Origin of the sequence: Acinetobacter sp. TWP2-2-3, assembly GCF_049896445.1 — a bacterium.
Classification (GTDB): domain Bacteria; phylum Pseudomonadota; class Gammaproteobacteria; order Pseudomonadales; family Moraxellaceae; genus Acinetobacter.
On sequence record NZ_JAFCUI010000002.1, the window covers coordinates 22,459 to 45,519 of the forward strand.

Consider the following 23,061-nt stretch of genomic DNA (forward strand, 5'->3'; position numbering starts at 1 on the left):
TCCTTAAACCAGTTCAATAATGGTTGCGATGCCCATACCGCCACCTACGCAAAGTGTAGCCAGACCCCGCTTTTTGCCTTGGCGTTCTAACTCGTCCAATAACGTCCCTAAAATCATCGCACCAGTCGCACCGAGTGGATGTCCCATGGCAATTGCACCGCCGTTGACATTCACCTTGGCAGGATCAACCTTCATTTCATTGATAAAGCGCATCACCACGGCAGCAAAAGCTTCATTGACTTCAAACAGGTCAATATCATCAATTGTTAAACCGGCTTTCGCCAAGGCCTTACGAGCAGCCGGGGCAGGGCCGGTCAGCATAATGGTCGGATCTGCACCGACCAGTGCCGTCGCCAGTACTTTGGCACGTGGCTTCAGACCTTGTTCTTTTACTGCTTGTTCCGATGCGATCAAAACCACAGCCGCACCATCGACAATGCCTGAAGAATTCCCTGCATGATGCACATGATTGACAGCACCCACTTCAGGATATTTTTGCAGGGCAATTGCATCAAAGCCCATTTGCCCCATAGTGGCGAAACTTGGATTGAGTTTGCCCAGGCCTTCTGCGGTCGTTGTCGGTTTGATAAATTCATCTTTGTCCAGAATCACCACACCAGCTTTGTCTTTTACCGGGATAACAGAGGCGTTGAAATAACCATTGGCTTGAGCGGCAGCTGCTTTCTGTTGTGATTGTTCGGCAAATTGATCTACATCAGAACGCGTATAACCGTCAATCGTGGCAATTAAATCTGCACCGATACCTTGCGGAATAAAATCACAGGCCATATTGGTCTCAGGGTCAAGCGCCCAAGGGCCGCCATCAGAACCCATCGCTACGCGGGACATGGATTCGACGCCGCCTGCAACGACCAGATCTTCCCAGCCAGAACGGACTTTTTGTGCGGCCAGATTGACAGCTTCGAGTCCGGAAGCGCAGAAACGGTTGATTTGCACGCCAGCGACATCATTGTCCCAACCCGCAGCAATGGCAGCGGTCTTGGCAATATCGGCCCCCTGATCACCAATCGGGGTGACACAACCCAGCACAATATCATCGACTTTTGAGGTGTCCAGTCCGTGACGGTCTTTCAGTTCATTGAGTAAACCAGTCAGTAATGAAATGGGTTTTACTTGATGTAAAGATCCATCTTTTTTGCCTTTTCCGCGTGGCGTACGAATGGCGTCAATAATATATGCCTCGCTCATAGCATGTTCCTTTTATTGATTTAATGAAAATTATTCTAATGATTCGAGTGTAATCCTTAATTTTTGAAGTGCAATGACGAGAACGGGTCAGATCAATTGAGCGATTTAGCCAATTGTAATTATAAAAAAGCCTAAGCTAATGCTTAGGCGGAGAGAACTGATTTTAATTTTTAAATGTTATTTCGCAACATCATTTGATTAATGATAGCCATGCAATTGACGATACAGACCCGGGGTTACACCGGTCCATTTCTTGAAGGCGCGGTGGAAAGTACTAGTTTCACTGAAACCGACTTGTTGTGCAACATCTTCAAGGGTCAGATCCGGATTAAGTAACAGGTGAATTGCTGCATCACGGCGCAAGGCATCTTTTACGCCTTGATAGCTTTTGCCTTCGGCTGCCAGACGGCGGCGCAAGGTTTGCGGTGATAGATAAAGCATCGACGCGACATCGTTTAATGTCGGCATTTCTTCGCCAATCTGGCTCTTCAGCACATCACGAATACGTGAAGTCAGCGAGTTGGTGTTTTTGAATTTCACCAGCAATTGTGCCGGCGCAGCTTTCAAAAACTCTTCTAAGGTTTCTTCATTCTGGCGAATTGGCAGGTCCAGATAATCCGCAGCAAAAGTGATCTCGGTGCGTGGCATATCGAACTGCATTACCGGCGCAAAGAACAGGGCATCATATTCATCGGCATGGTCTGGACGAGGGTAGCTAAAATGCACGCGTTCCAGTGGCAGGCGACGCTCAATGAGCCAAGACGCCAAGCCATGCCAGATCATCAGCATGCTTTCAGTAATGAAATGATCCGGATCCATCGCATTTGGAATCAGCGGAACCAGACGTGCTTCGTGTTTGTCGCGTTCCAGGGTCACCGACCAGTCATCACCAAAGAGTTTGTAGAACTGGGAAGACAGTTCCAGTGCATCACCCAGAGTTTTGGCATGAATGATCAGCTGGCACATGATCGCAAAAGTACCCAACCGGCGTTGCTGTTTGTCAAAGCCGACATGCTCGTCCTGGGTCACCATCCACAGCATTTTAATAAAGCGGGTATATTGTTCAGGCGAAATACGCGCTTTGGGCTGATGCAGCAGTTCTGCTTCAATCCCGACGTGAGACAATAAAGTATCGACATCCATGCCCAGACGCTTAACGCCAGATAAGGCTGCATTGACGAAGTGGATACTGATCGTATCACGACTCATGTTTAATCCTTCAGTCTCTTTAATGTTCACTAATAATTGACCTAAATGACGAAAAATAATAAAGCAATGGCAATTTACAAGAATACCTTTGCCATTTTCTTACATATTAGATTGCCGAAACTATCAAGGTAAATGGCTGAACATGACATTGTTTTTATGCATTTATGTGCCTAAGATGCTGAAAAAAGCAATATAAGTAGAGCAAATACTCCAATGTCATATGCATTAAAAGGATTGAAAATCCTAGATTTTTCTACACTTTTACCCGGCCCGTTTGCCACATTATATCTTGCTGATTTAGGTGCAGAAGTTGTGCATATTGAATCACCAACCCGACCGGACCTGTTGCGATTAATGCCACCCTTTGCCAATGGACAGGCCACTTCACAAAGTTATTTGAACCGAAACAAGCAATCGGTTGCACTGGATTTGAAAGATCCTGCGAATATTGAACTGGTTAAATCCAAGATTGCAGATTATGACATTGTGATTGAGCAATTCCGTCCCGGTGTAATGCAACGTCTTGGGCTAGACTATCAAACCTTAAGCGAAATTAATCCGAAACTGATTTACTGTTCCATTACCGGTTACGGCCAAACTGGCACATATAAAGATAAGGCAGGGCACGACATTAATTATCTGGCTTTGTCCGGAATTGCCGGACACAGTGGGCGGATTGAAAATGGTCCACCAGCCTTGGGAATTCAGGTCGCCGATGTTGCAGGTGGTTCCATGCATGCCGTGATTGCGATTCTGGCCGCGGTGATTGAACGCCAACAAAGTGGCAAAGGCCAGTACATTGACATTTCCATGACCGATTGTGTGGTAACGATGAGCAATCTGGCAGCTTCTGCCAGTCTGGCTGGCAATCAGCATCAATCTCCAGAATCCGGCTATCTGAATGGTGGAACTTTCTATGATTATTATGAAACCCAGGATGGGCGTTATTTGTCGATTGGTAGCCTGGAACCACCATTTATGCAGGGGCTGGCACAGGCTTTAGAACTGCCGATTCTCCTGGACAAAGGCGCTTCTTATGCCGCTGAAGATCATGCTGTGGTGAAGCAGGCGATTCAGAATAAAATCAAGACCAAGTCTTTATCTGAATGGCAAACGCTGTTTGCCGCGTTGGATGTCTGTGTTGAACCGGTGCTCAAACTTGAAGAAGCGTTACATTCCGATCTGGCCCAGCAGCGGGGATGGATAGTACAGGTGCCACTCAAATCCAGCAGTCAGCAGACCGAAGCACAATTGGCTTGTCCGATTAAATTTTCACGTTCTACGATACGCTATGAGTTTGTAGGACAGCAATTGGGAGAAAGTCAAAATTGGTAATATTCTTAACGTGTTAATTAGATTATTAATGAAATGAGAGGAAATTTTTCCTATATGAAAATAAGTAATAATAATTGAAGATTTTCATCATTATTACTTTAAATTTAATCCAGTGCTGTAAATACCGAGATCCGTGAAACTTTGTCAGGCTTATCAATAAAACCGCTATGAAATATGTATAAAAAGCATTTTATTGATAGGTTCAATCTCGCTATCCTTGCCGGCGATATAATAGAAACTACTAGCTGTACGCCATGTATTTATATACTGATTTTGATCAGCAACTGATTAATGAACGTGTTGCACAGTTCCGTGACCAAACGGAACGTTATTTAGCCGGTAAACTCACTGAAGATGAGTATCGTCCGCTTCGTCTGCAAAATGGTTTGTACGTACAGCGTTATGCGCCAATGTTACGTATTGCCGTGCCATATGGTTTGATGAACTCAAAACAACTTCGTAAAGTGGCTGATTTGGCAAAAGAATATGACCGTGGCTACGCGCATATTTCGACCCGTCAAAACATCCAGTTTAACTGGCCTGCGCTGGAAAATGTGCCGGATATGCTGGCTGAACTGGCCACTGTGCAAATGCATGCGATTCAGACCTCAGGTAACTGTATCCGTAATACCACGACGGATCAGTATGCAGGTGTGGTTGCAGGTGAAATTGCCGATCCACGTCCGACTTGTGAATTGATCCGTCAATGGTCAACCTTCCATCCGGAATTTGCTTTCTTGCCACGTAAATTCAAGATTGCAGTCTCTGCGCTTGAAGAAACTGACCGTGCAGCCACTGCATTCCACGATATCGGTGTGTATATTGTGCGTAATGAAGCAGGCGAAATGGGCTATAAAATCAAAGTCGGTGGTGGTCTCGGCCGTACGCCAGTGATTGGTAGCTTTATCCGTGAGTTCTTGCCGCGTGAAGACCTGATTGCTTATCTGGAAGCAGTCCTTCGTGTGTATAACTTGCATGGCCGTCGCGACAACAAATATAAAGCACGTATCAAGATTCTGGTAAAAGCTTTAACACCAGCAGTATTTGCCGAGAAAGTTGAAGCTGAATTTGCGCATACGATTAAAACACTGAAAATCGATGCAGACACCTTGGCGAAAATGGATGAGAACTTCACGCCATTTGACTACCAAGATTATGCAGATGAAGATTTCACTGAACTATTTGCACAATATCCAAAATTCAAACAGTGGTTCAACATCAATACCAATGCACATAAAGTGAAAGGTTATCGTATCGTGACGATTTCACTGAAACGTGCCGGGATTGCACCGGGTGATGTCAGCACAGAAGAAATGAACCTGATTGCAGATCTTGCCGATCAGTACACTTTCGGTGAGCTGCGTACCACGCATGAACAAAACATTTCCCTGGTCGATGTACCACAAAAAGACTTGTTCGCTGTATGGCAAACCCTTGATCAAAACAACCTGGCACGTGCGCATATCGGTTTCTTGACCGACATCATTTGCTGCCCGGGCGGTGACTTCTGTTCTTTGGCTAATGCGAAATCCATTCCGATTTCTGAAGCAATTTCACGCCGTTTTGATGACCTGGATACGATTTACAATTTAGGCAAACTGGATCTGAATATTTCAGGTTGTATGAATGCTTGTGGCCATCACCATGTGGGTAATATTGGTATTCTAGGTGTAGACAAGAAAGGCGCTGAGTTCTACCAGATCACTTTAGGCGGTAATGCCGATCATGATGCGTCAATTGGTGACATTCTTGGGCCATCATTTGCAGCCGAAGTCGTGCCGGATATCGTAGAAGAAATTTTGAATACTTATCTTGACCTGCGTCAGGATGGTGAAGAGTTTATCGATACTTATCGCCGTGTCGGCATTCAACCATTCAAGGAGCGTGCATATGCTTAATACCGCACTTCAAGTGCTCTCTAAAGATGGCACGATTGCAGATAATACCTATCAATTGATGGGTGAAGATGGTGTTTTACCACAGGGTGATGTGGTTCTGACTGTGGATCAGTTAGACCAGATTGCCAATGTGACAGGTAAAAAAGCATTGTACTTAACCGTAGATGCTTCGCCTGAAACCAATGAGTTTCCATTGGACCAGCTAGATGCAATCTTTATTGAGTTTGCCGGTTTTAATGATGGTCGTGGTTATTCATTTGCAGCACTTCTTCGCCGTCAGGGTTTCCAAGGCGAATTGCGTGCTACTGGGGATGTATTCAAAGATGTTTTGAACTACATGAAGCGTTCAGGTTTCGACACTTTCGTGATTAAAGAAGGTAAAGATATTCAGGAAGCGGCTGCCGGTTTGAATGATTTCAAAAATCCGTACCAGGCATCAACTGCGGTTGCACAAGCGCATTATCAAACAGGTGCTTGATAATCATTAAGTAACTGAAAAAGCTGGACTTGGGTTCAGCTTTTTTTATAATTAAAATAATATGATGATAAGAATTTAAATATGAATTGGACTGAATGGTTAAAAATTTTAAAAACAGATAAATTGATCGCATTGGTAATTGTGTTGGGAAGTCTCTCAATGCTTTACTTATCAGAAATAATAAAGGTCATTGATCTTCCGAATACTTGGAGGAATATATTTTTTTGTACAAGCATTTTTTGTGGATTATTTTTAATTTTAAGCTTAGTTGTTTCTTTGGGTAGGTATTTAAAAAAGATCTACATTAATAGAGACCGAGATATTACATACCTTGAATATGAATGTCTTGAATTTTTCTCAAAATTACCTAATCAAGGTCATGGTATAGATGATATTTCTGGTATAGATGAAACTGAAAAAAGATACTTATTGAGTACCTTAGTTGATAAAGGCTTAATAAGTTCGTATATAGACTACTATTCTTTGACTGATAAAGGTAGAAAGAAAATTTTAGAAGAACGAAAAAAGAAAAAGTTAAGTAAATAAATTAGTCGATTCGGTTTCGATACTTTCGTGATTAAAGAAGGTGAAGATATAACTGAAGCTGTTGCCGGTTTGAATGATTTCAAAAATCCGTATCAGGCATCGACTGCGGTTGCACAGGCACATTATCAAACAGGTGCTTAATTTAAATTAAGTTGCTGTCAAAAAGCCGGATTGATTCCGGCTTTTTTATATCTTGATAAAAACCTTTAATTTTCTTCAAGTTGACAGTTAATCATCCAGTGAATTCCAAACTGATCGCTAAAGGCAGCATAAAGTGCGCCCCAAAAGGTCTTTTCTAGCGGCATCTCAATTTGACCATTCACCGATAAAGTATCAAAGAGTCGTTGTGCTTCAGCTTGTTCGCTGGCGTCTAAGTTAATGGAAATATAGTGGTTATTACCTGGAATGAACACCGTATTGGTTTGTGCACAGAATTGATCATTCGTGTCCGATGCCATCAGTTCTGTAAACTCATTGATGGGAAGTGAGATATGCAGGATTTTATTTTTATCCGCTTCTGACAGCGTGATCCCTTCTTCAGTTGGCATTTCACCATAACGACTCAGACTTGAAAATTCGCCTCCAAAAACTGATTTATAAAAGTTAAAGGCTGCTTCAGCCTGACCTTGGAAATTGAGGTAATGATTCAGTTGCATGGGAGAACTCCCTTTTTATTTTGCTTGCTTTAATCTACGCCACTTTGCGGTATTTTGCGCGAGCAAGCTTTATCAAAATGTAAGCGAAAAAAATCCTCCAGATCAGGAGGATTTTTAACTCCCTCTCCCTATGGGCGAGGGATGGGGTGAGAGAATAGGTTAAAGTAATTCAATCGCCACAGCTGTCGCTTCACCACCACCAATACACAGGGCTGCAATCCCTTTTTTTCCACCGGTACGTTTTAGTGCATGAATCAAAGTCAGGATAATACGTGAACCGGTTGAACCCACAGGATGACCGAGTGCACATGCACCACCGTTAATGTTGACTTTTTCAGGATCCAGCTTGAACTCATCCATTGGGCACATGGTCACCATGGCAAAGGCTTCATTGATTTCCCAAAGGTCGACATCAGAAGCGGCCCATCCAGTTTTATCTAGCACTTTCTGGATTGCACCGACTGGAGCAATGGTAAATTCAGCTGGATGTTGCGAATTCGATGCATAGGCAACAATTTTAGCCAAAGGATTCAACCCTTTTGCTGCTGCATTATCAGCCGAGGTAATTACTAGAGCTGATGCGCCATCTGAAATCGAGCTGGCATTAGCCGCCGTAATCGTACCGTCTTTAGCGAAAGCAGGACGCAAAGTTGGAATTTTATCGATGTTGGCATTGAACGGCTGTTCGTCTTTATCAACGACTACATCACCTTTACGGGTTTTAACTGTTACAGGCACGATTTCATCAGCAAAGTAGCCTTCATTGACCGCAGTTTGCGCACGCTTTAATGAGCGAATCGCAAAATCATCCATCTGCTCGCGGGTATAACCTTTGGTATTTGCCATATCTTGGGCAAATGAACCCATCAAGCGACCTGTTTCAGCATCTTCCAAGCCATCCAGAAACATATGGTCCTTGATTTCACCGTGACCCATACGGAAACCGCCACGTGCTTTTGGCAATACATAAGGAGCATTGGTCATGGATTCCATGCCACCTGCAACCACGATATTTGCAGAACCGGCTTTAATCATATCTGCAGCTTGCATGACGGCTTTCATGCCTGAACCACATAATTTATTAATGGTTACAGCGCCAGTAGAATCTGGAAGACCAGCTTGACGCATGGCTTGACGTGCAGGGCCCTGCTTTAAACCTGCCGGAAGGACACAACCCATAATGACTTCTTCAATATCTTCTGGTTGCAGACCCGCACGGGCAATTGCTTCTTTAATGGTGACCGCACCGAGTTCTGGCGCAGTTACACTGGCAAGACTCCCCTGAAAGCCACCCATGGCTGTACGTGCACCATTGACAATTAGGATGTCAGTCATTGTTCTCTCTCCGTATGAGTTTTAATCAATTTTTTCAAACTTAAGCAGTATATTGAAAAAAACTCAGGATTGAAGCGTTAATCGCAGCGAAGCATAAACTGGATAGTTCTGTTAGCAAGACGAGAGACTTTCAATCCGGATATGCCCCATTTTGCTGAGTACAATACGCTGTTGATTAGAAAGATGGGTAGAACAATAATAAAAACTACCATTTGAACCAATCGGCAGGGCAGTGTGCGCTTGATAAGTGACACTCGGTAAACTTAAAGCTCCTCGCCAACTCAGGTTACCGTATTTGAGGTTAAGTACATCAATTTGTAAAATTTGTTCGCCTGTATCCACTTGCCTGTTTTTATTTTTATCGATGAAAACCAGCATGTTCTTGTTCCATTGATTGGCTTGGCAACTCAGAGAATCCTGACTAGGGCAGATCACAATATTTTGGTGAAACACTGCAGCCTGGCTGCGTGCATAACGATTAATTTGAGATAATTTGATCGGAATATTTTTGGCTTCCTGTTTGGATCGATAGTCATGGAAGTACGGTAGGGCGATACTGACGAGAATTGCAATCATTGCAATACAGATAATTAACTCAACAATAGTGAATGCTCTTGTTATTTTTTTATACATAGAGTTACCTGATTTATATATTATTTTTATGAGGAATATGTTATTAATTATGCGTTTTTTATGCTTTGTGGAGCCGAGTAATCAGTCCTTACTTAAGTTTCAAGAAAGTGATTAAAAAATAATTGGCAATCACCATAGGGTATTCAGAATAAAAAATTGAGTAAAAAGTTACCGAATTACAACGGAAATTGTAAGTAATTTTGTCAATAATTTACTTGATTAAATTAATCAAGCACTTGGAAAAATAATAAAGTGTTTGTATGATGCCATGTGAATAGCTTAAGAATAAAACTGGGGTAATAAAAAGCCTATCTCAGGATGGCCTATTGCGGGCTTGAGCTTGAACAACAATTTTTATCTCTGGAGGATAAATCCATGAAAATGAGTCGTATTGCTTTAGCTATGCTTGTAGCTGCACCTTTTGCTGCTGCAAATGCAGGCGTAACTATTACTCCGTTGATGTTAGGTTATACATTCCAAGACACCCAGCACAACAATAACGGTAATGATGGCGAACTTACTAGTAGTCCTGAATTACAAGACGATTTATTCGTAGGTGCTGCTATTGGTGTTGAATTAACTCCTTGGTTAGGTTTTGAAGCTGAATATAGCCAAGTAAAGGGCGATGTTGACGGTGCTGCTGAAGGTGCAGAATACAAAGGCCAAAATATTGCAGGTAACTTCTACGCAACTTCTGACGTATTTACTGGTAACTATGACAGCAAAGTGAAGCCATACATGCTTCTAGGTGCGGGTCACTACAAATACGAATTTGAAGGTGTGCCACGCGGTACTCGCGGTAATGAAGAAGAAGGTACTCTAGGTAATGCTGGTGTGGGTGCATTCTGGCACATCAACGATGCCTTAGCGCTACGTACTGAAGCTCGTGGTACTTACCACTTTGACGAAAAATTCTGGAACTACACAGCATTAGCTGGTCTTAATGTTGTTCTAGGTGGTCGTCTGAAACCAGCTGCTCCAGTAGTTGAAGTTGCTCCAGTTGAGCCTGTAACTCCAGTTGCTCCAGCGCCACAAGAGTTGACTGAAGACCTGAACATGGAACTTCGTGTGTTCTTTGATACAAACAAATCAAACATCAAAGATCAATACAAACCAGAAATCGCTAAAGTTGCTGAGAAGCTAGTTGAATATCCAAACGCTACTGCTCGTATCGAAGGTCACACTGACAACACTGGTCCACGTGCACTAAACGAACGTTTATCTCTAGCACGTGCTAACTCTGTTAAATCTTCGCTTGTAAATGAATACAATGTTGATGCATCTCGCTTGTCTACTCAAGGTTTCGCTTGGGATCAACCGATTGCTGACAACAACACTAAAGAAGGTCGTGCTATGAACCGTCGTGTATTCGCGACAATCACTGGTAGCCGTACTGTTTTAGCTGAACAACCAGTTGCTCAATAATTCATTATTGAACACTCATTAAAAAGGCAGCTCTTCGGAGCTGCTTTTTTTATGTCTGTATTTTGACTACACTTAGCCTGTTAAGATGTCGTTGAGTAAAAATATGAGTGTCGAAATTCCTGAAGATTTGCAAAATCTGGAAGCCAATAGCGGAATTTTTGCAATATGGATGATTTTTCATCATTATGGCATTGATTTGAATATTCCTGATTTAACTCAGCTCTGTCAACATGACCCTGAAATGGGAAGCTCAAGCATCGCACTTGCAGTTGCTTTAAAGACATTGGGTTTGGATGTCAATTTTTGTACTGAACATGATGCAGATAAACAGCCAATTGAAGTCGATTTCTATCAACAAGCACATCGCTTAAATATTCCTGTTATAGAACAGCCATTGTCTTATGCAGAAATTCAGGAAAATGTAGAAGCAGGCCGTTTTGTGATTGTGTTCTATGACACCTTAGAGGGAGTAGGGAATCATTCCCTGATATATGAAATTGATGAAAATGAAATTAGCTTCTTTGATAGTTTTGAGTCTATGCCTAAAGAGGTATTTGAGCAGCAACGTCGGATAGACGGAATTTGCCAGCAAGTGATTGTGATTGATGATCGCAATTTCGTGATGCGTCATAGTTAATTCAAGAAATAAAAAATCAGCCCGTAAGCTGATTTTTTTAATGAATAATTTTTTATTCCTGATCAAGTTTCATCGGCTGCACATCCATCTCTTGATAAGAGACCAGTTTGGTTTTTTTCTTCCATTTGTAGCCGAACCAAATCGCTAGGAATAGCGGAATACTGATATAGGTCGATAACACACCCATCCATTGACCGGCCAAAACATCCTGATAGTTTTGTCCGAGAACAACAATCGCACAGAGGATAAACGCAAACCAAGGGGCGAAAGGAAAGAATTTAGCGCGATAAGCCAGATCTTCCAGTTTATATCCTTGTGCCAGATACCCTTTACGGAAACGGTAATGGGAAATGGCAATCCCGAGCCAGACGATAAAGCCACACATCCCCGACATATTCAGCAGCCAGTTAAAGACTTCCTGTTCACCAAAGAAAGTGGTCAGGAAGCACAGAGCTGCGATCGCCGTAGTGGCATAGAGTGCATTCATCGGCACACCACGCGGGTCCAGACGCGCAAACATTTTAGGTGCACTGCCTTTACGTGCCATATCAAACAGCATACGTGTAGACGAATACATGCCCGAGTTACCTGCAGACAAAATAGCGGTCAAGATCACCGCATTCATGATACTGGCGGCAAAGGCAAAGCCGGCTTTTTCATATAATAAGGTAAATGGCGAAAGCGCAATATTATCTGTCGCAGCGGCCTGTAATAAACGTGGGTCATTATAGGCAATCAGAGTGCCGATAATGAAAATACACACAATATAAAACAACAGGATACGCCAGAAAATTTGTTTGATGGCCACCGGAATGGTTTTCTTTGGATTTTTCGATTCACCTGCCGCCACACCGACCATTTCGGTACCTTGAAAGGAGAATCCGGCAATCATCGCCACACCAATTAATGCCTGGAAACCACCGACAAAGGGTGCATCACCAATACTCCAGTTGGCAAATGCTTCCGCACCCGGGGTCAGCATGAGCTTCACGATCATCCAGATCCCGATAATGATAAAGGCAATGATCGCGAGAACTTTCACCAGAGAAAAGAAAAATTCGGATTCGCCAAAGCCTTTTACTGTCAGGGCATTAATCCCGAAAATAATGGCAAGGAAGATGGCGCTCCAGTACACGCCCGGAATATCTGGAAACCAGAATTTCATAATAAACTGAACTGCAACCAACTCAAAAGCCACAGTAATGGCCCAGTTGTACCAGTAGTTCCAACCCAGAGCGAAACCAAAACCACCTTCGACATATTTGGTGCCGTAAGTGAAGAATGCACCTGAGGTCGGGTTATGTGTGGCAAGCTCGCCTAGACTGGTCATCAAGAAATAAATCATGATCCCAATCAGTACATATGCAAGTAGTGCACCGCCTGGTCCAGCGTTGGCAATGGTCGCCCCTGAGGCCAGGAATAGACCTGTACCAATTGATCCGCCAATGGCGATCATATTCAGATGACGAGCACCCAGCTTACGCTGCAGCTGCATCGTGTTTTGCGTTTCGCTCATCATGATTCCTTAACATTTTTTTGAGTGCTGGCGAAGAGCACTTTAAAGCCTTGTTGATCCGCTTTCACTGTGCAGCGACCAAAGTTTTGTTCAATCAGGGTCGGGTAGTTCAAGAAACGGTTGGCCACGATCCAAAGCTCGCCGCCCGATTTTAAATGACGACGTGAGGTTTTACACAAGGTTTCGCTTGCCGTGTAATCAGTTTCGATTCCCATATGAAAAGGCGGATTACTGACAATAGCATGTAGGAACAAGGGTGCATCCTCAATGCCAGTGACCGCTTTGATTTCAATCTGTTCAGGGGTGAGCTGATTTTCTTCAAATGTCATTTGTGTAGAAGCCAGTGCAAAGGCATCAACATCCATGGCAAAAATCCGGTTTTTCGGATTCAATTTTGCCAGATACGCACTAATCACACCTGCACCACAACCAAAGTCGGCAATTTTACCTGAAGTGACTTGTGACAAATAAGGTAATAGCGTGGCAGTTCCTACATCCAAACGGTTTTGACTAAAGACACCTGGAAGGGCGCAGATATTCAGATCGCCATTTGGTGTCGAAACGGTATAACGCTGCGCCCAGTCTGCAAGTGCTTTTTTCTCGACCGTATGCTCTAGAACCAATTGCCAAAGCTGGCAATGACGTGCGCTGTCAAGTTTGAGAGTTTTACCAAAAGGCTGCAACTGTTTGGCTGCGCGTTCTATCCCGCCTTTCTTTTCACCGACCAGAAAAATACTGCTGCCCGGTTTAAGCTGCGCTGCCACATTATGCAATAAATAATTCAACAGTTCTTTAGACTTGGGTACAAAAATAACTGCCTGATCAAACTCAGCTTCAGGCATCTCTGCACCAAAATGCACATCTGCTTGTTGTGACTGGAAATATTGAAAATCGTTAAAATTCCATGTCCAGACAGCGGGATTGATAGAGGCATCGAATTCAGCGAGCAGATCATCTGTTGGTGCATTAATCAGTAGGATGCGACCCGACAAAAAATCATATTGTCTTAATAAAACTTCGCTTTTAGGATCCATAGGTATCTCTCCAATATAAAGAACACTGCCTAAGTCTGACCTAGACAGTGTTCTTTGGACATGAAATTACTTCTTTGTTTCAGGAAGTACTACATTCAGAATAAGGGCAGCGATACCACCAGTAGCAACGCCTGAGCTAAAGATATTACGGAATAACTCAGGAAGATGTTCAAGAATTTGTGGAACTTGTGCAACACCTAAACCCAGTGCCAGTGAAATCGCAATGATCAGCAGGGCACGACGGTCCAGATGGACACCAGACAGAATGTTAATGCCAGAGGCTGCGACTGCACCAAACATCACCATCACTGCACCACCCAGTACCGCTTGCGGAACGGCCTGAATAATACCAGCAACTGCAGGCAGTAAACCAAGAATAACCAGCAAAGCAGCAATCCAGATGCCGACATAACGACTTGCTACGCCCGTCAACTGAATCACACCATTGTTCTGTGCAAATACGGAACTCGGGAAGGTGTTAAAAATACCGGCAAGGAATGAATTCGCGCCATTTACCAGTACACCGCCTTTAATGCGCTGCATCCATTTTGGACCATCAACTGGCTGGTTGGAAAGCTTTGAAGTCGCTGTGATATCACCAATCGCTTCTAAAGACGTCACCAGATAAATGAATGCCATCGGAATAAACAGGCTCCAGGAGAAGCTTAAACCGAAATGCATTGGTGTTGGAATCTGTATCAATGGTGCATCTTTTAGACCAGAGAAATCCAGATGGCCCATAAAGCCTGCCAGAACATAACCACAGATCAGGGCGATCAAAATGGCAGAACTTTTTACCCAGGTAATCCGGATGCGGTTCAGGATAATGATCAACGCCAAGACGGTACAAGACATGATCAGGTTGTCGGCATTGGCAAAAGTTTTATCGCTCATGGCCTGATAACCACCGCCCATGCTGATTAAACCTTCTTTAATTAAGGTTAAACCAATCAGCAGCACGACAATACCGGTGACCAAAGGGGTTATCAGTTTTTTGATCCAAGGCAGAATTTGTGACACGCCCATTTCAATAAATGCACCTGCAATCACCACACCAAAAATAGAAGCCATGACTGCTTCTACAGGTGTGCCTGCAGCCACCATGGCTGAACCAATACCAATAATTGGACCGATGAAGTTAAAGCTGGTTCCTTGGACAATCAGCAGACCGGCACCAAAAGGTCCGACTTTTTTAGACTGTAAAAAAGTCGCGATGCCCGAGATCACCAAGGACATGGATAAAATCATGTTGGTGTCTTCTTTGGAAACACCAAGCGCCAGACAAATTAGCAGGCCAGGGGTCACAATCGGGACAATAATTGCCAGTAAGTGCTGGAATGCAGCTAGAAAAGCAATCAGTGGTTTTGGTCGATCTTCCAGACCATATACCAAGTCGAGTTGATCTTTAGAAGGAGGAGATTGATTAAAATCAGACATGTGTCAATGCAAATTAAGGCTGGGTGGCGCTATTCTAATCGAGTTACACGTCTTTACAAAATCAAAAAAGCCCCAACTGGGCAAAAAAAGTTGAGGAGTGTGGTTACAGTGACTATAAAAGTTTTGTATTTTTCTGTATAATTTGCCCTCAAATTACATACGCATTGAATTTACATGTCAGATATTAAAACTCTCCGTAACATCGCCATTATTGCGCACGTCGATCATGGTAAAACCACTCTTGTAGACAAACTTTTGCAACAATCAGGTGCTCTCGGTGATCGCGCGGGTGAGATCGAGCGTGTCATGGATTCTGGCGCTATTGAAAGCGAACGTGGTATTACCATTCTTGCAAAAAACACTGCAATCAAATGGTTAGATGAACGTACCAATACTGAATACCGCATTAACATCGTGGATACCCCGGGACACGCCGACTTCGGTGGTGAAGTTGAACGTGTAATGTCGATGGTTGACTGCGTACTTCTTCTTGTAGACTCACAAGAAGGCCCGATGCCACAAACTCGTTTCGTAACGCAAAAAGCGTTCGCACGTGGTTTGAAACCAATCGTGATTATTAACAAAGTCGACAAGCCAAGCGCGCGTCCAGACTGGGTAATTGACCAAGTATTTGATTTGTTCGATAACTTAGGTGCTTCTGACGAACAGTTAGACTTCCCAGTTGTTTATGCTTCAGGTCTTCGTGGTGTTGCTGGTCCTTCTCCGGAAGAACTTGCTGAAGACATGACTCCGTTGTTCCAAACGATCGTAGACATCGTTGAACCACCAGCGGTTGACGTTGATGGCCCATTCCAAATGCAAGTATCTTCACTTGACTATAACAGCTTCGTAGGCGTTATCGGTATTGGTCGTATCCAGCGCGGTTCAGTGAAATTAAACACACAAGTAACTGTAATCGATAAAGATGGCAAAACACGTAACGGCCGTATCTTAAAAATCATGGGTTATCATGGTCTAGATCGCGTTGACGTTGAAGAAGCTTCTGCAGGCGATATCGTTTGTGTAACGGGTATCGATGCACTCAACATTTCTGACACCATCTGTGATCCGAAAAATGTTGAAGCTTTACCTCCATTGTCTGTAGATGAACCTACAGTATCGATGACATTCCAGGTAAACAACTCACCGTTTGCTGGTAAAGAAGGTAAGTTCGTAACTTCACGTAATATCCGTGAACGTCTAGACCGCGAATTGATTCACAACGTAGCATTACGCGTTGAAGATACTGACAGTCCAGACCGTTTCAAAGTATCTGGTCGTGGTGAACTTCACCTTTCAGTTCTGATTGAAAACATGCGTCGTGAAGGCTTCGAAATGGGCGTATCTCGTCCACAAGTAATCATCAAAGAAATTGATGGTGAAAAACAAGAGCCATACGAAAACGTTACTTTTGACGTTGAAGAACAGCACCAAGGCGCTGTAATGGAACAAATGGGTCACCGTAAAGGCGAAATGACCAATATGGAAGTTGACGGTAAAGGCCGTATCCGTATTGAAGCAACTGTTCCTTCACGTGGTCTGATTGGTTTCCGTTCTGAATTCCTGACCATGACTTCTGGTACAGGGATCATGACGTCTAGCTTCTCGCACTACGGTCCAATGAAGCAAGGTACTGTTGCAAAACGTCAAAACGGTGTACTGATTTCTATGGTTCAAGGTACTTGTCTGGGCTATGCACTGTTCACACTTCAAGATCGTGGTCGTCTATTCGCGAAACCACAGTTAGAAGTTTATGAAGGTATGATCATCGGTATTAACTCTCGTTCAGACGACATGACAGTTAACCCGACTAAAGCAAAACAGTTAACCAACGTACGTGCTTCTGGTACTGACGATGCGTTAACGCTGGTTCCTGCGATTGAATATACGCTTGAGCAAGCGCTTGAGTTTATTGAAGATGATGAACTAGTAGAAGTAACACCTAAGTCAATCCGTATCCGTAAGCGTTTCTTGACTGAAAACGAACGTAAACGTAACCGTTCAGGTAAATAATCGCTAGATTATTTCGGGTTTTCAAAAACCGTAATCTTTTCGAAGATTACGGTTTTTTTATATTTAAGCGATGCTCACATTGCAATTTACTAAAATGCATTAAACTAAGTCAAAATTAAAAGTATTTACTCAGGTATAATTTGACCCAAAACTTGAAAATAAAATATGGGAGCAGTTATGAGTATTATTCAAGAATTTAAAGAGTTTGCGATCAAAGGCAATATGATGGATCTGGCGATTGGTGTCATCATCGGTGGCGCTTTTAGCAAGATTATCGATTCATTGGTGAAAGACATCATTATGCCTTTAATTACCGTGATCACCGGTGGTGGCGTCGATTTTACCCAAAAATTCTTTATCTTAGGAAGAAACCCAGACAATTTACAATCTCTGGATGCCTTAACTAAGGCCGGTGTAAATGTACTGACTTACGGTAACTTTTTAACGATTTTAATTAATTTCTTAATCTTGGCTTGGGTCGTATTTTTATTGGTTAAATTCATGAACCGTTTACGTAAACAAGAAGGCCCAGTCGAGGAAACTCCGACCACCCCAGCCGATATTGAATTGCTGCGTGAAATTCGTGATGAATTGAAAAAGCGTCCACCTCAAGTCTAATTTTTCTAATCCCCCTAAATCCCCTTTATAAAAGGGGAACTTCTCCCTTTAACAAAGGGAGGTAGGGAGGGATTTATAAATATTAAAAATCCATCCGAAACTTGATTTCGACCAAATGAAAACCAAACTGGCTTTTGATCGGGCCATGTAATACACGTTCTGCTGCAGTGAAAACCAGTTTATCAATGACCGGAACCAGTTGACCTTTCTTTACTTCACCTAGCTCACCGCCACGTTTGGCAGAATTACAGGTTGAATACTGTTTGGCGATTTTATTGAAGTCGGCGCCACTTAAAATCTTCTTTTTAAGCTGTTCAGCAGTTTCTCTATCTTTGACCAGAATATGACGCACAATGGCTGTTTTCATGACTTTTTCCCTCGTACAGTTGCCACTTTTTTGACAGGGAGTTGGATCTTTTTCAAAGGTTGGCACTCAGGACAAAAAACTGAAGCGCGTTGTCCCAATTTAATATTTTCAAGTGTGGTCTCGCAGTTCACACACATTTCACCGGCACGACCATAAGCCAGCAAGGTTTGCTGGAAATAGCCATTTTCTCCCATGGCATTGGTGTAGTCTCTTAAGGTTGAACCACCCAGATCAATCGCCTGTTTCAAGATGCGCTTGATTTCCAATACTAGCTTTTCGATCTGAATCAAGCTTAAAGTCGAGGCCGGTTGTGCCGGATGAATCCCCAGATTAAACAGACTTTCGGTCGCATAAATATTGCCTACGCCCACCACCACATGGTTATCCATAATTGCAACTTTGGTGCCAACATTTTTATTCTTCAATTTTTCAAATAAATACTTGGCATTAAAGTTCTCGCTTAAGGGCTCTGGCCCCAGCGTATCGATCAATTTGCTTTGTGATTGTGCATCCAGCCAAAGAATGCAGCCAAAACGACGAGGGTCATGATAACGCAGTTCGATATCATCAAACTGAATGATCAGATGGTCATGTTTGCGTAATTCTTCATTGCCATCGCATAGATGGAAACTCCCCGACATGCCCAAATGCCAGAGCATAGTGTCGTGTTCAAACTCCGCCAGAATATATTTAGAACGGCGAGTGAGCTTCAGTAATTTTTGCCCCACCAGCTTTTCTATATTCTCCGGAATAGGCCAGCGCAAACTTGACTGACGCACTTCAACACGTTTTACGCATTGTTCCAATAAAGGCAATAAACTGGTTTTGGTGGTTTCAACTTCTGGTAATTCAGGCATAACACATCAATGGCGAGGGAGATGCAGCTAATATTGGGTGAATTGGCCGGGATTGCAAGCGTTAATCGGGGTGAAATCGCTGGAAAATGACTGGGTATTTCGTATTTATTTAAGCTGTAATTGTTTAAAGAATAAACTAGGTTTCTATGTTTTTATAACAAATTTTCTTAGGAGAAAATCACATAGAAAATATCAGTAAATTATAAGTTAATGAAAAATATATAAATAATTTGAAATTGTTAAAATAAAAATTATATTTTTATGTTTAAGGCATAACTAAAAGTTTAATGAGTAATAAAAAAAATGCTGGGAATTTGTATGAAAAGTTATGTAAATTCATGCACCTAATAGCAATTTAAAAACCTTGCTTGTTTTTCTCTCCGAATGTTTAGGTTTTACATGAAATATTTAGGTCTAGCTCTATTGCCTTTAATGGCTGCCATGATAACCGCTCAGGCGGAATCTGCATTTGATCCACAAGGTCAGTATTTACTGGGGGACTGGAATGGTCAACGTACAGAACTGGCCCAACAGGGAATTAAATTTGAAGCCAATCTGTTAACCGATACCGCCTATCTTGCTGATGGTGGTCGTAATGAGGGCGCAGGTCCATTAACTTCTGCCCAATTATGGCTGGGTACTCAACTGGATATGGAAAAGCTGGCGGGATGGAATGGTGTCACTGTACGTGCCGTGATGACTGCACGTCAGGGTCAAAGTACCTCTGTTCGTGACTTGCAGGATTCTAATGCACCGCAACTGGCCAATGTACAAGGTACTTTCGGACGTGGTAATCAGGATAGCCGTCTGAGCGAGCTGTCTATTGAAAAGAATTATAAAGATCAAGGGCTCAGTATTAAGGCGGGTCGTCTTGGTCTGGGCATGGATTTTAATGTCATGGCTTGTGATTTTGCCAGTACGGCATTTTGTGCTGCACAGATGGGTAAATGGCAGGGCAATATCTGGATGAATACGCCTGTAGCACAATGGGGTGCGCGCGTGAAGCAGCAACTCAATCCTGAACTTGCCGTACAAGTCGGTGTGTATGAGTTTAATCAGGATAATGGTAATGGCGCTAAAGAAGGTCAGGGCTGGAGTCTGGATACCGACCATGCAGATGGCGTGACGATTCCTGCAGAAGTCATCTGGACGCCGAAATCATGGGTGAATGGCCTGCCGGGCAGCTACCGGATCGGCGGGATGTACAATACTGCCGATGATGTTGCCAACCAAAAAGATATTGCCAATCCTACTGATGCCAAAAACCGTACTTTTGCAGGCTGGTTAGCTGTAGAACAACAGTTAACGTCTACAGGTCAGGGCCGTCAGGGTTTGCATTCATTTGCTAACTTTACCTGGCATGACCGCGATACTAACAAAGTGGATAATTCACAACAAATTGGTGTGAAATATATCGGTCTTGCGGACAGCCAGCCGAATGATATTTTAGGTCTGGCGGTCAATCGTGTACATATTAATGACCGGATCAAGAATCTGAATTTTGATGCGAGTGCAGAATACAATATTGAACTGAACTATAGCTATAATGCAACAAAGTGGCTGATGCTGCGTCCAAACCTGCAATATGTCATTAATCCAGGTTCAAGCAACAATGTGGATGATGCACTGGTACTCGGTTTGACTACACGAATCATCTTCTAAAGTTTGATCGTTCACGTTATAACTAAACAGGCTCTTAAGAGCCTGTTTTTATTTTTAGAGTGAAACTGGGCAATAAAAAGAGGAAATACAGCGTGGCATTACTATTTCAACCTATTCAATTTGGATCACTGCAACTTCAAAATAAAATCGTAATTGCGCCGATGTGTCAGTACTCTGCAACAGAGCAGGGGGAAATTACCTATTGGCACGAGCAGCAATGGGCCAACTATGCCTTATCGGGTGCAGGTTTATGTATTGTCGAAGCGACTGCGGTACAGCCAGAAGGCCGGATCAGTTATGCCGATCTGGGCTTGTGGAATAACGAACAGGCAAAGCAGATCAAGACCTTACTGGAAAAAGTCAAATCCATTTCCCCGATGCCTTTTGCGATTCAACTCGCACATGCAGGGCGTAAAGCTTCAACAGATAAACCATGGGCAGGTAAAGGTCAGTTTAAGCCGGATGAAGCACATGGCTGGCAAACTGTTTCTGCCAGTGATATTCCTTTTCAGGCCGATGAACATCCACCCAAAGCCTTAAGCCAGTCGGAAATTGAGCAGGTCATTGCTGACTTTGCAGAAAGTGCCAAACGTGCAGTTGAGGCCGGTTTTGACCTGATTGAGCTGCATGCAGCGCATGGTTATTTACTGCATCAGTTCATGTCACCACTTTCAAATAAACGTGATGATCAGTATGGCGGTTCACTGGAAAACCGGATTCGCCTGACTCTGGAAGTATTACAAGCCATGAAAGCGGCGGTTCCAGAAGGCTATCCGATTGGAGTGCGTATTTCGGCCAGCGACTGGATGGATCAGCCAGATAGTTGGACCATTGATTCTTCAATTGAATTGTCCAAAGCACTAGAAGCTGCGGGTGCTGCTTATATTCATATTTCCAGTGCCGGCTTACATGCTAAACAGAACATCGATGTGAAGCCGAATTATCAGGTACCTTTTGCAGATGCGATCAAGAAAGTCGTGAATATTCCCGTGATTGCCGTGGGATTGATTACTGAAGCTAAGCAGGCAGAAGATATTTTACAAAAGGGCCAAGCCGACGCTATCGCACTGGCTCGTGCCATTCTTTATGATCCACATTGGCCTTGGCATGCAGCGGCAGCACTTGATGAAAAAATCAAGATTTCACCGCAATATCTGCGCTGCGCACCGCATGGTTTGAATCACCTGTTTGAGCCTTTTTAACACTGCTTTAGTCTCAGAAATTCTTATAATGGAATATCACTGACAAGAGGATACTGCATTATGATTTTTGCGGTCATTGTGCCCATATTTTTATTGTTGGCAGTGGGTTATCTGACTGTAAAGAGTCAAGTGTTAAGCAAAGAGCAGGTGGGGACGGTCGGTGCTTTTGTGATTAAAGTAGCCTTGCCCTTGCTCTTCTTTCAGTCCCTTGCCTCCAAGGACCTGCATGAAATCTGGTATTTTGAATACTTTGCAGTATATAGCAGCGTGACCTTAGTGCTCTATGGTAGCGGCTTCTGGATCATGCGCCGTCATTTTAAAAATACGCATTCGCAAAGTGCAGTGCTGTCGCTGGGCGCTGCAATGTCGAATACCGGCCTGATTGGTACGGCTGTGCTCAGCTTATTGATTGGGCAACAGGCGATGACCTATACCTCTCTGGTGGTGATCATCGAAAGCATGTTGCTGATTCCGCTGGTGCTGGTCATGGCTGCGCTGGGCACACAACATCAGGCAAATCTCGGCGCCATTCTGAAAAGTGTACTGCTGACTTTGCTAAAGAATCCCTTATTTATGGGGGTCATGCTCGGCATGGCCTGTGCGGTTTTCCAGATTAAAATTCCAGTCTATCTCGATCAGGTCTTCGCCTTGATTGGTCAGACGGCCTCACCATTGGCCTTGTTTGCCATTGGCGGCGGGATCGTAGGAATGAGTCTGAAATATGTCAATCTGCAAAGTTTCTATCTGGTATTTTCCAGCAATATCATGATGCCGTTATTGATGTATCTGGGACTGAGCCAGTTAACTGATTTAAGTCAGGAAATGGTCCATGCCGGTACGCTCATTGCTGCTTTGCCGATGCCGACGATTTTTGGCATGTTGGGACAGGCATATGGTCTGAATGATCGAACCTTAACGCCACTGTTGATGAGTACCATTGTTGGTTTTATCGTGACCAGTGGCTTAATTGCCTTGTGGTGGGGATAATCTTTTA

The 23,061-nt window shown here is 43.3% G+C and carries 21 protein-coding genes and 1 pseudogene; 12 read left to right on the forward strand and 10 right to left on the reverse strand.

From position 1 onward, the window contains the following. Nucleotides 1-3: 3 nt before the first annotated feature. A complete protein-coding gene (locus ACP7AK_RS03480; RefSeq protein WP_425878628.1) occupies nt 4-1,209 on the reverse strand; it encodes an acetyl-CoA C-acetyltransferase in 1,206 nt (401 codons plus the stop codon). Nucleotides 1,210-1,407: 198 nt separating this feature from the next. Continuing rightward, entirely contained in the window at nt 1,408-2,418 is a 1,011-nt protein-coding gene (locus tag ACP7AK_RS03485) for an AraC family transcriptional regulator (RefSeq protein ID WP_004645946.1), read from the reverse strand. Nucleotides 2,419-2,631: 213 nt separating this feature from the next. On the opposite strand from ACP7AK_RS03485, the gene ACP7AK_RS03490 reads away from it, so the two are divergent. From ACP7AK_RS03490 to ACP7AK_RS03510, 5 genes and pseudogenes are all read left to right on the forward strand, one after another. Further along, complete coding sequence (locus ACP7AK_RS03490) at nt 2,632-3,753, forward strand: CaiB/BaiF CoA transferase family protein (protein WP_425878630.1); 1,122 nt, start codon at nt 2,632-2,634, stop codon at nt 3,751-3,753. A 254-nt stretch (nt 3,754-4,007) separates the two neighbouring features. Beyond that, on the forward strand, nt 4,008-5,651 hold the full coding sequence (locus ACP7AK_RS03495) for a nitrite/sulfite reductase (RefSeq protein WP_004645943.1): 1,644 nt from the start codon (nt 4,008-4,010) through the stop codon (nt 5,649-5,651). Then, the gene (locus ACP7AK_RS03500; RefSeq protein WP_005263640.1) at nt 5,644-6,129 is read left to right on the forward strand and encodes a DUF934 domain-containing protein; all 486 of its coding nucleotides are present in this window, start codon (nt 5,644-5,646) and stop codon (nt 6,127-6,129) included. Before ACP7AK_RS03495 ends, ACP7AK_RS03500 begins: the two co-directional genes overlap by 8 nt. An 81-nt stretch (nt 6,130-6,210) precedes the next feature. Continuing rightward, on the forward strand, nt 6,211-6,675 hold the full coding sequence (locus ACP7AK_RS03505) for a hypothetical protein (RefSeq protein ID WP_253102243.1): 465 nt from the start codon (nt 6,211-6,213) through the stop codon (nt 6,673-6,675). Next, a pseudogene (locus ACP7AK_RS03510) lies at nt 6,676-6,816 on the forward strand (DUF934 domain-containing protein); the annotation flags it as partial. 65 nt (nt 6,817-6,881) lie between these two features. Here the strand turns inward: ACP7AK_RS03510 and ACP7AK_RS03515 are convergent. The 3 genes from ACP7AK_RS03515 to ACP7AK_RS03525 form a co-directional block, all read right to left on the reverse strand. Further along, a complete protein-coding gene (locus ACP7AK_RS03515; protein ID WP_219308568.1) occupies nt 6,882-7,331 on the reverse strand; it encodes a VOC family protein in 450 nt (149 codons plus the stop codon). A gap of 159 nt (nt 7,332-7,490) precedes the next feature. Continuing rightward, on the reverse strand, nt 7,491-8,666 hold the full coding sequence (locus tag ACP7AK_RS03520) for a thiolase family protein (protein WP_425878634.1): 1,176 nt from the start codon (nt 8,664-8,666) through the stop codon (nt 7,491-7,493). 111 nt (nt 8,667-8,777) lie between these two features. Next, nucleotides 8,778-9,299: a GspH/FimT family pseudopilin gene (locus ACP7AK_RS03525; protein WP_253175398.1), complete on the reverse strand. Its 522-nt coding sequence runs from the start codon at nt 9,297-9,299 to the stop codon at nt 8,778-8,780. A 375-nt stretch (nt 9,300-9,674) separates the two neighbouring features. Between ACP7AK_RS03525 and omp38 the strand changes: the two genes are divergently transcribed. Together omp38 and ACP7AK_RS03535 are read left to right on the forward strand one after the other, a co-directional pair. Then, on the forward strand, nt 9,675-10,724 hold the full coding sequence (gene omp38, locus ACP7AK_RS03530) for an outer membrane protein Omp38 (protein WP_253175400.1): 1,050 nt from the start codon (nt 9,675-9,677) through the stop codon (nt 10,722-10,724). 103 nt (nt 10,725-10,827) lie between these two features. Further along, the gene (locus tag ACP7AK_RS03535; protein WP_425878637.1) at nt 10,828-11,361 is read left to right on the forward strand and encodes a cysteine peptidase family C39 domain-containing protein; all 534 of its coding nucleotides are present in this window, start codon (nt 10,828-10,830) and stop codon (nt 11,359-11,361) included. A gap of 52 nt (nt 11,362-11,413) precedes the next feature. On the opposite strand, the gene ACP7AK_RS03540 is transcribed toward ACP7AK_RS03535, so the two are convergent. From ACP7AK_RS03540 to ACP7AK_RS03550, 3 genes are all read right to left on the reverse strand, one after another. Continuing rightward, a complete protein-coding gene (locus ACP7AK_RS03540; protein ID WP_425878952.1) occupies nt 11,414-12,877 on the reverse strand; it encodes an amino acid permease in 1,464 nt (487 codons plus the stop codon). Beyond that, complete coding sequence (locus ACP7AK_RS03545; protein ID WP_180086459.1) at nt 12,877-13,911, reverse strand: methyltransferase; 1,035 nt, start codon at nt 13,909-13,911, stop codon at nt 12,877-12,879. The genes ACP7AK_RS03540 and ACP7AK_RS03545 overlap by 1 nt, the downstream gene beginning before the upstream one ends. 66 nt (nt 13,912-13,977) lie before the next feature. Further along, a complete protein-coding gene (locus ACP7AK_RS03550; RefSeq protein ID WP_005247971.1) occupies nt 13,978-15,348 on the reverse strand; it encodes a uracil-xanthine permease family protein in 1,371 nt (456 codons plus the stop codon). Nucleotides 15,349-15,522: 174 nt separating this feature from the next. Here ACP7AK_RS03550 and typA point away from each other — a divergent pair, with 174 nt between their 5' ends. After that, nucleotides 15,523-17,361: a translational GTPase TypA gene (gene typA, locus ACP7AK_RS03555; protein ID WP_004281716.1), complete on the forward strand. Its 1,839-nt coding sequence runs from the start codon at nt 15,523-15,525 to the stop codon at nt 17,359-17,361. Between the two features lie 177 nt (nt 17,362-17,538). Further along, entirely contained in the window at nt 17,539-17,979 is a 441-nt protein-coding gene (gene mscL, locus ACP7AK_RS03560; RefSeq protein WP_004281717.1) for a large conductance mechanosensitive channel protein MscL, read from the forward strand. A gap of 82 nt (nt 17,980-18,061) precedes the next feature. Here the strand turns inward: mscL and ACP7AK_RS03565 are convergent, their stop codons facing one another. Further along, nucleotides 18,062-18,346 carry a peptidylprolyl isomerase gene (locus ACP7AK_RS03565; RefSeq protein ID WP_005266020.1) on the reverse strand — a complete coding sequence of 95 codons (285 nt, stop codon included), beginning with the start codon at nt 18,344-18,346 and terminating at the stop codon, nt 18,062-18,064. Then, nucleotides 18,343-19,203, reverse strand: a complete 861-nt coding sequence (gene mutM / locus ACP7AK_RS03570; RefSeq protein ID WP_425878641.1) for a bifunctional DNA-formamidopyrimidine glycosylase/DNA-(apurinic or apyrimidinic site) lyase — start codon at nt 19,201-19,203, stop codon at nt 18,343-18,345. The genes ACP7AK_RS03565 and mutM overlap by 4 nt, the downstream gene beginning before the upstream one ends. A gap of 399 nt (nt 19,204-19,602) precedes the next feature. Here mutM and ACP7AK_RS03575 point away from each other — a divergent pair, with 399 nt between their 5' ends. The 3 genes from ACP7AK_RS03575 (at nt 19,603) to ACP7AK_RS03585 (ending at nt 23,054) form a co-directional block, all read left to right on the forward strand. Beyond that, nucleotides 19,603-20,865: a carbohydrate porin gene (locus tag ACP7AK_RS03575; protein WP_425878642.1), complete on the forward strand. Its 1,263-nt coding sequence runs from the start codon at nt 19,603-19,605 to the stop codon at nt 20,863-20,865. Nucleotides 20,866-20,957: 92 nt separating this feature from the next. After that, nucleotides 20,958-22,067 (forward strand): NADH:flavin oxidoreductase/NADH oxidase, encoded by a 1,110-nt coding sequence (locus ACP7AK_RS03580; RefSeq protein ID WP_425878644.1) that lies wholly within the window; start codon nt 20,958-20,960, stop codon nt 22,065-22,067. Nucleotides 22,068-22,127: 60 nt separating this feature from the next. Continuing rightward, the gene (locus ACP7AK_RS03585) at nt 22,128-23,054 is read left to right on the forward strand and encodes an AEC family transporter (protein WP_425878647.1); all 927 of its coding nucleotides are present in this window, start codon (nt 22,128-22,130) and stop codon (nt 23,052-23,054) included. Nucleotides 23,055-23,061: the final 7 nt, after the last annotated feature.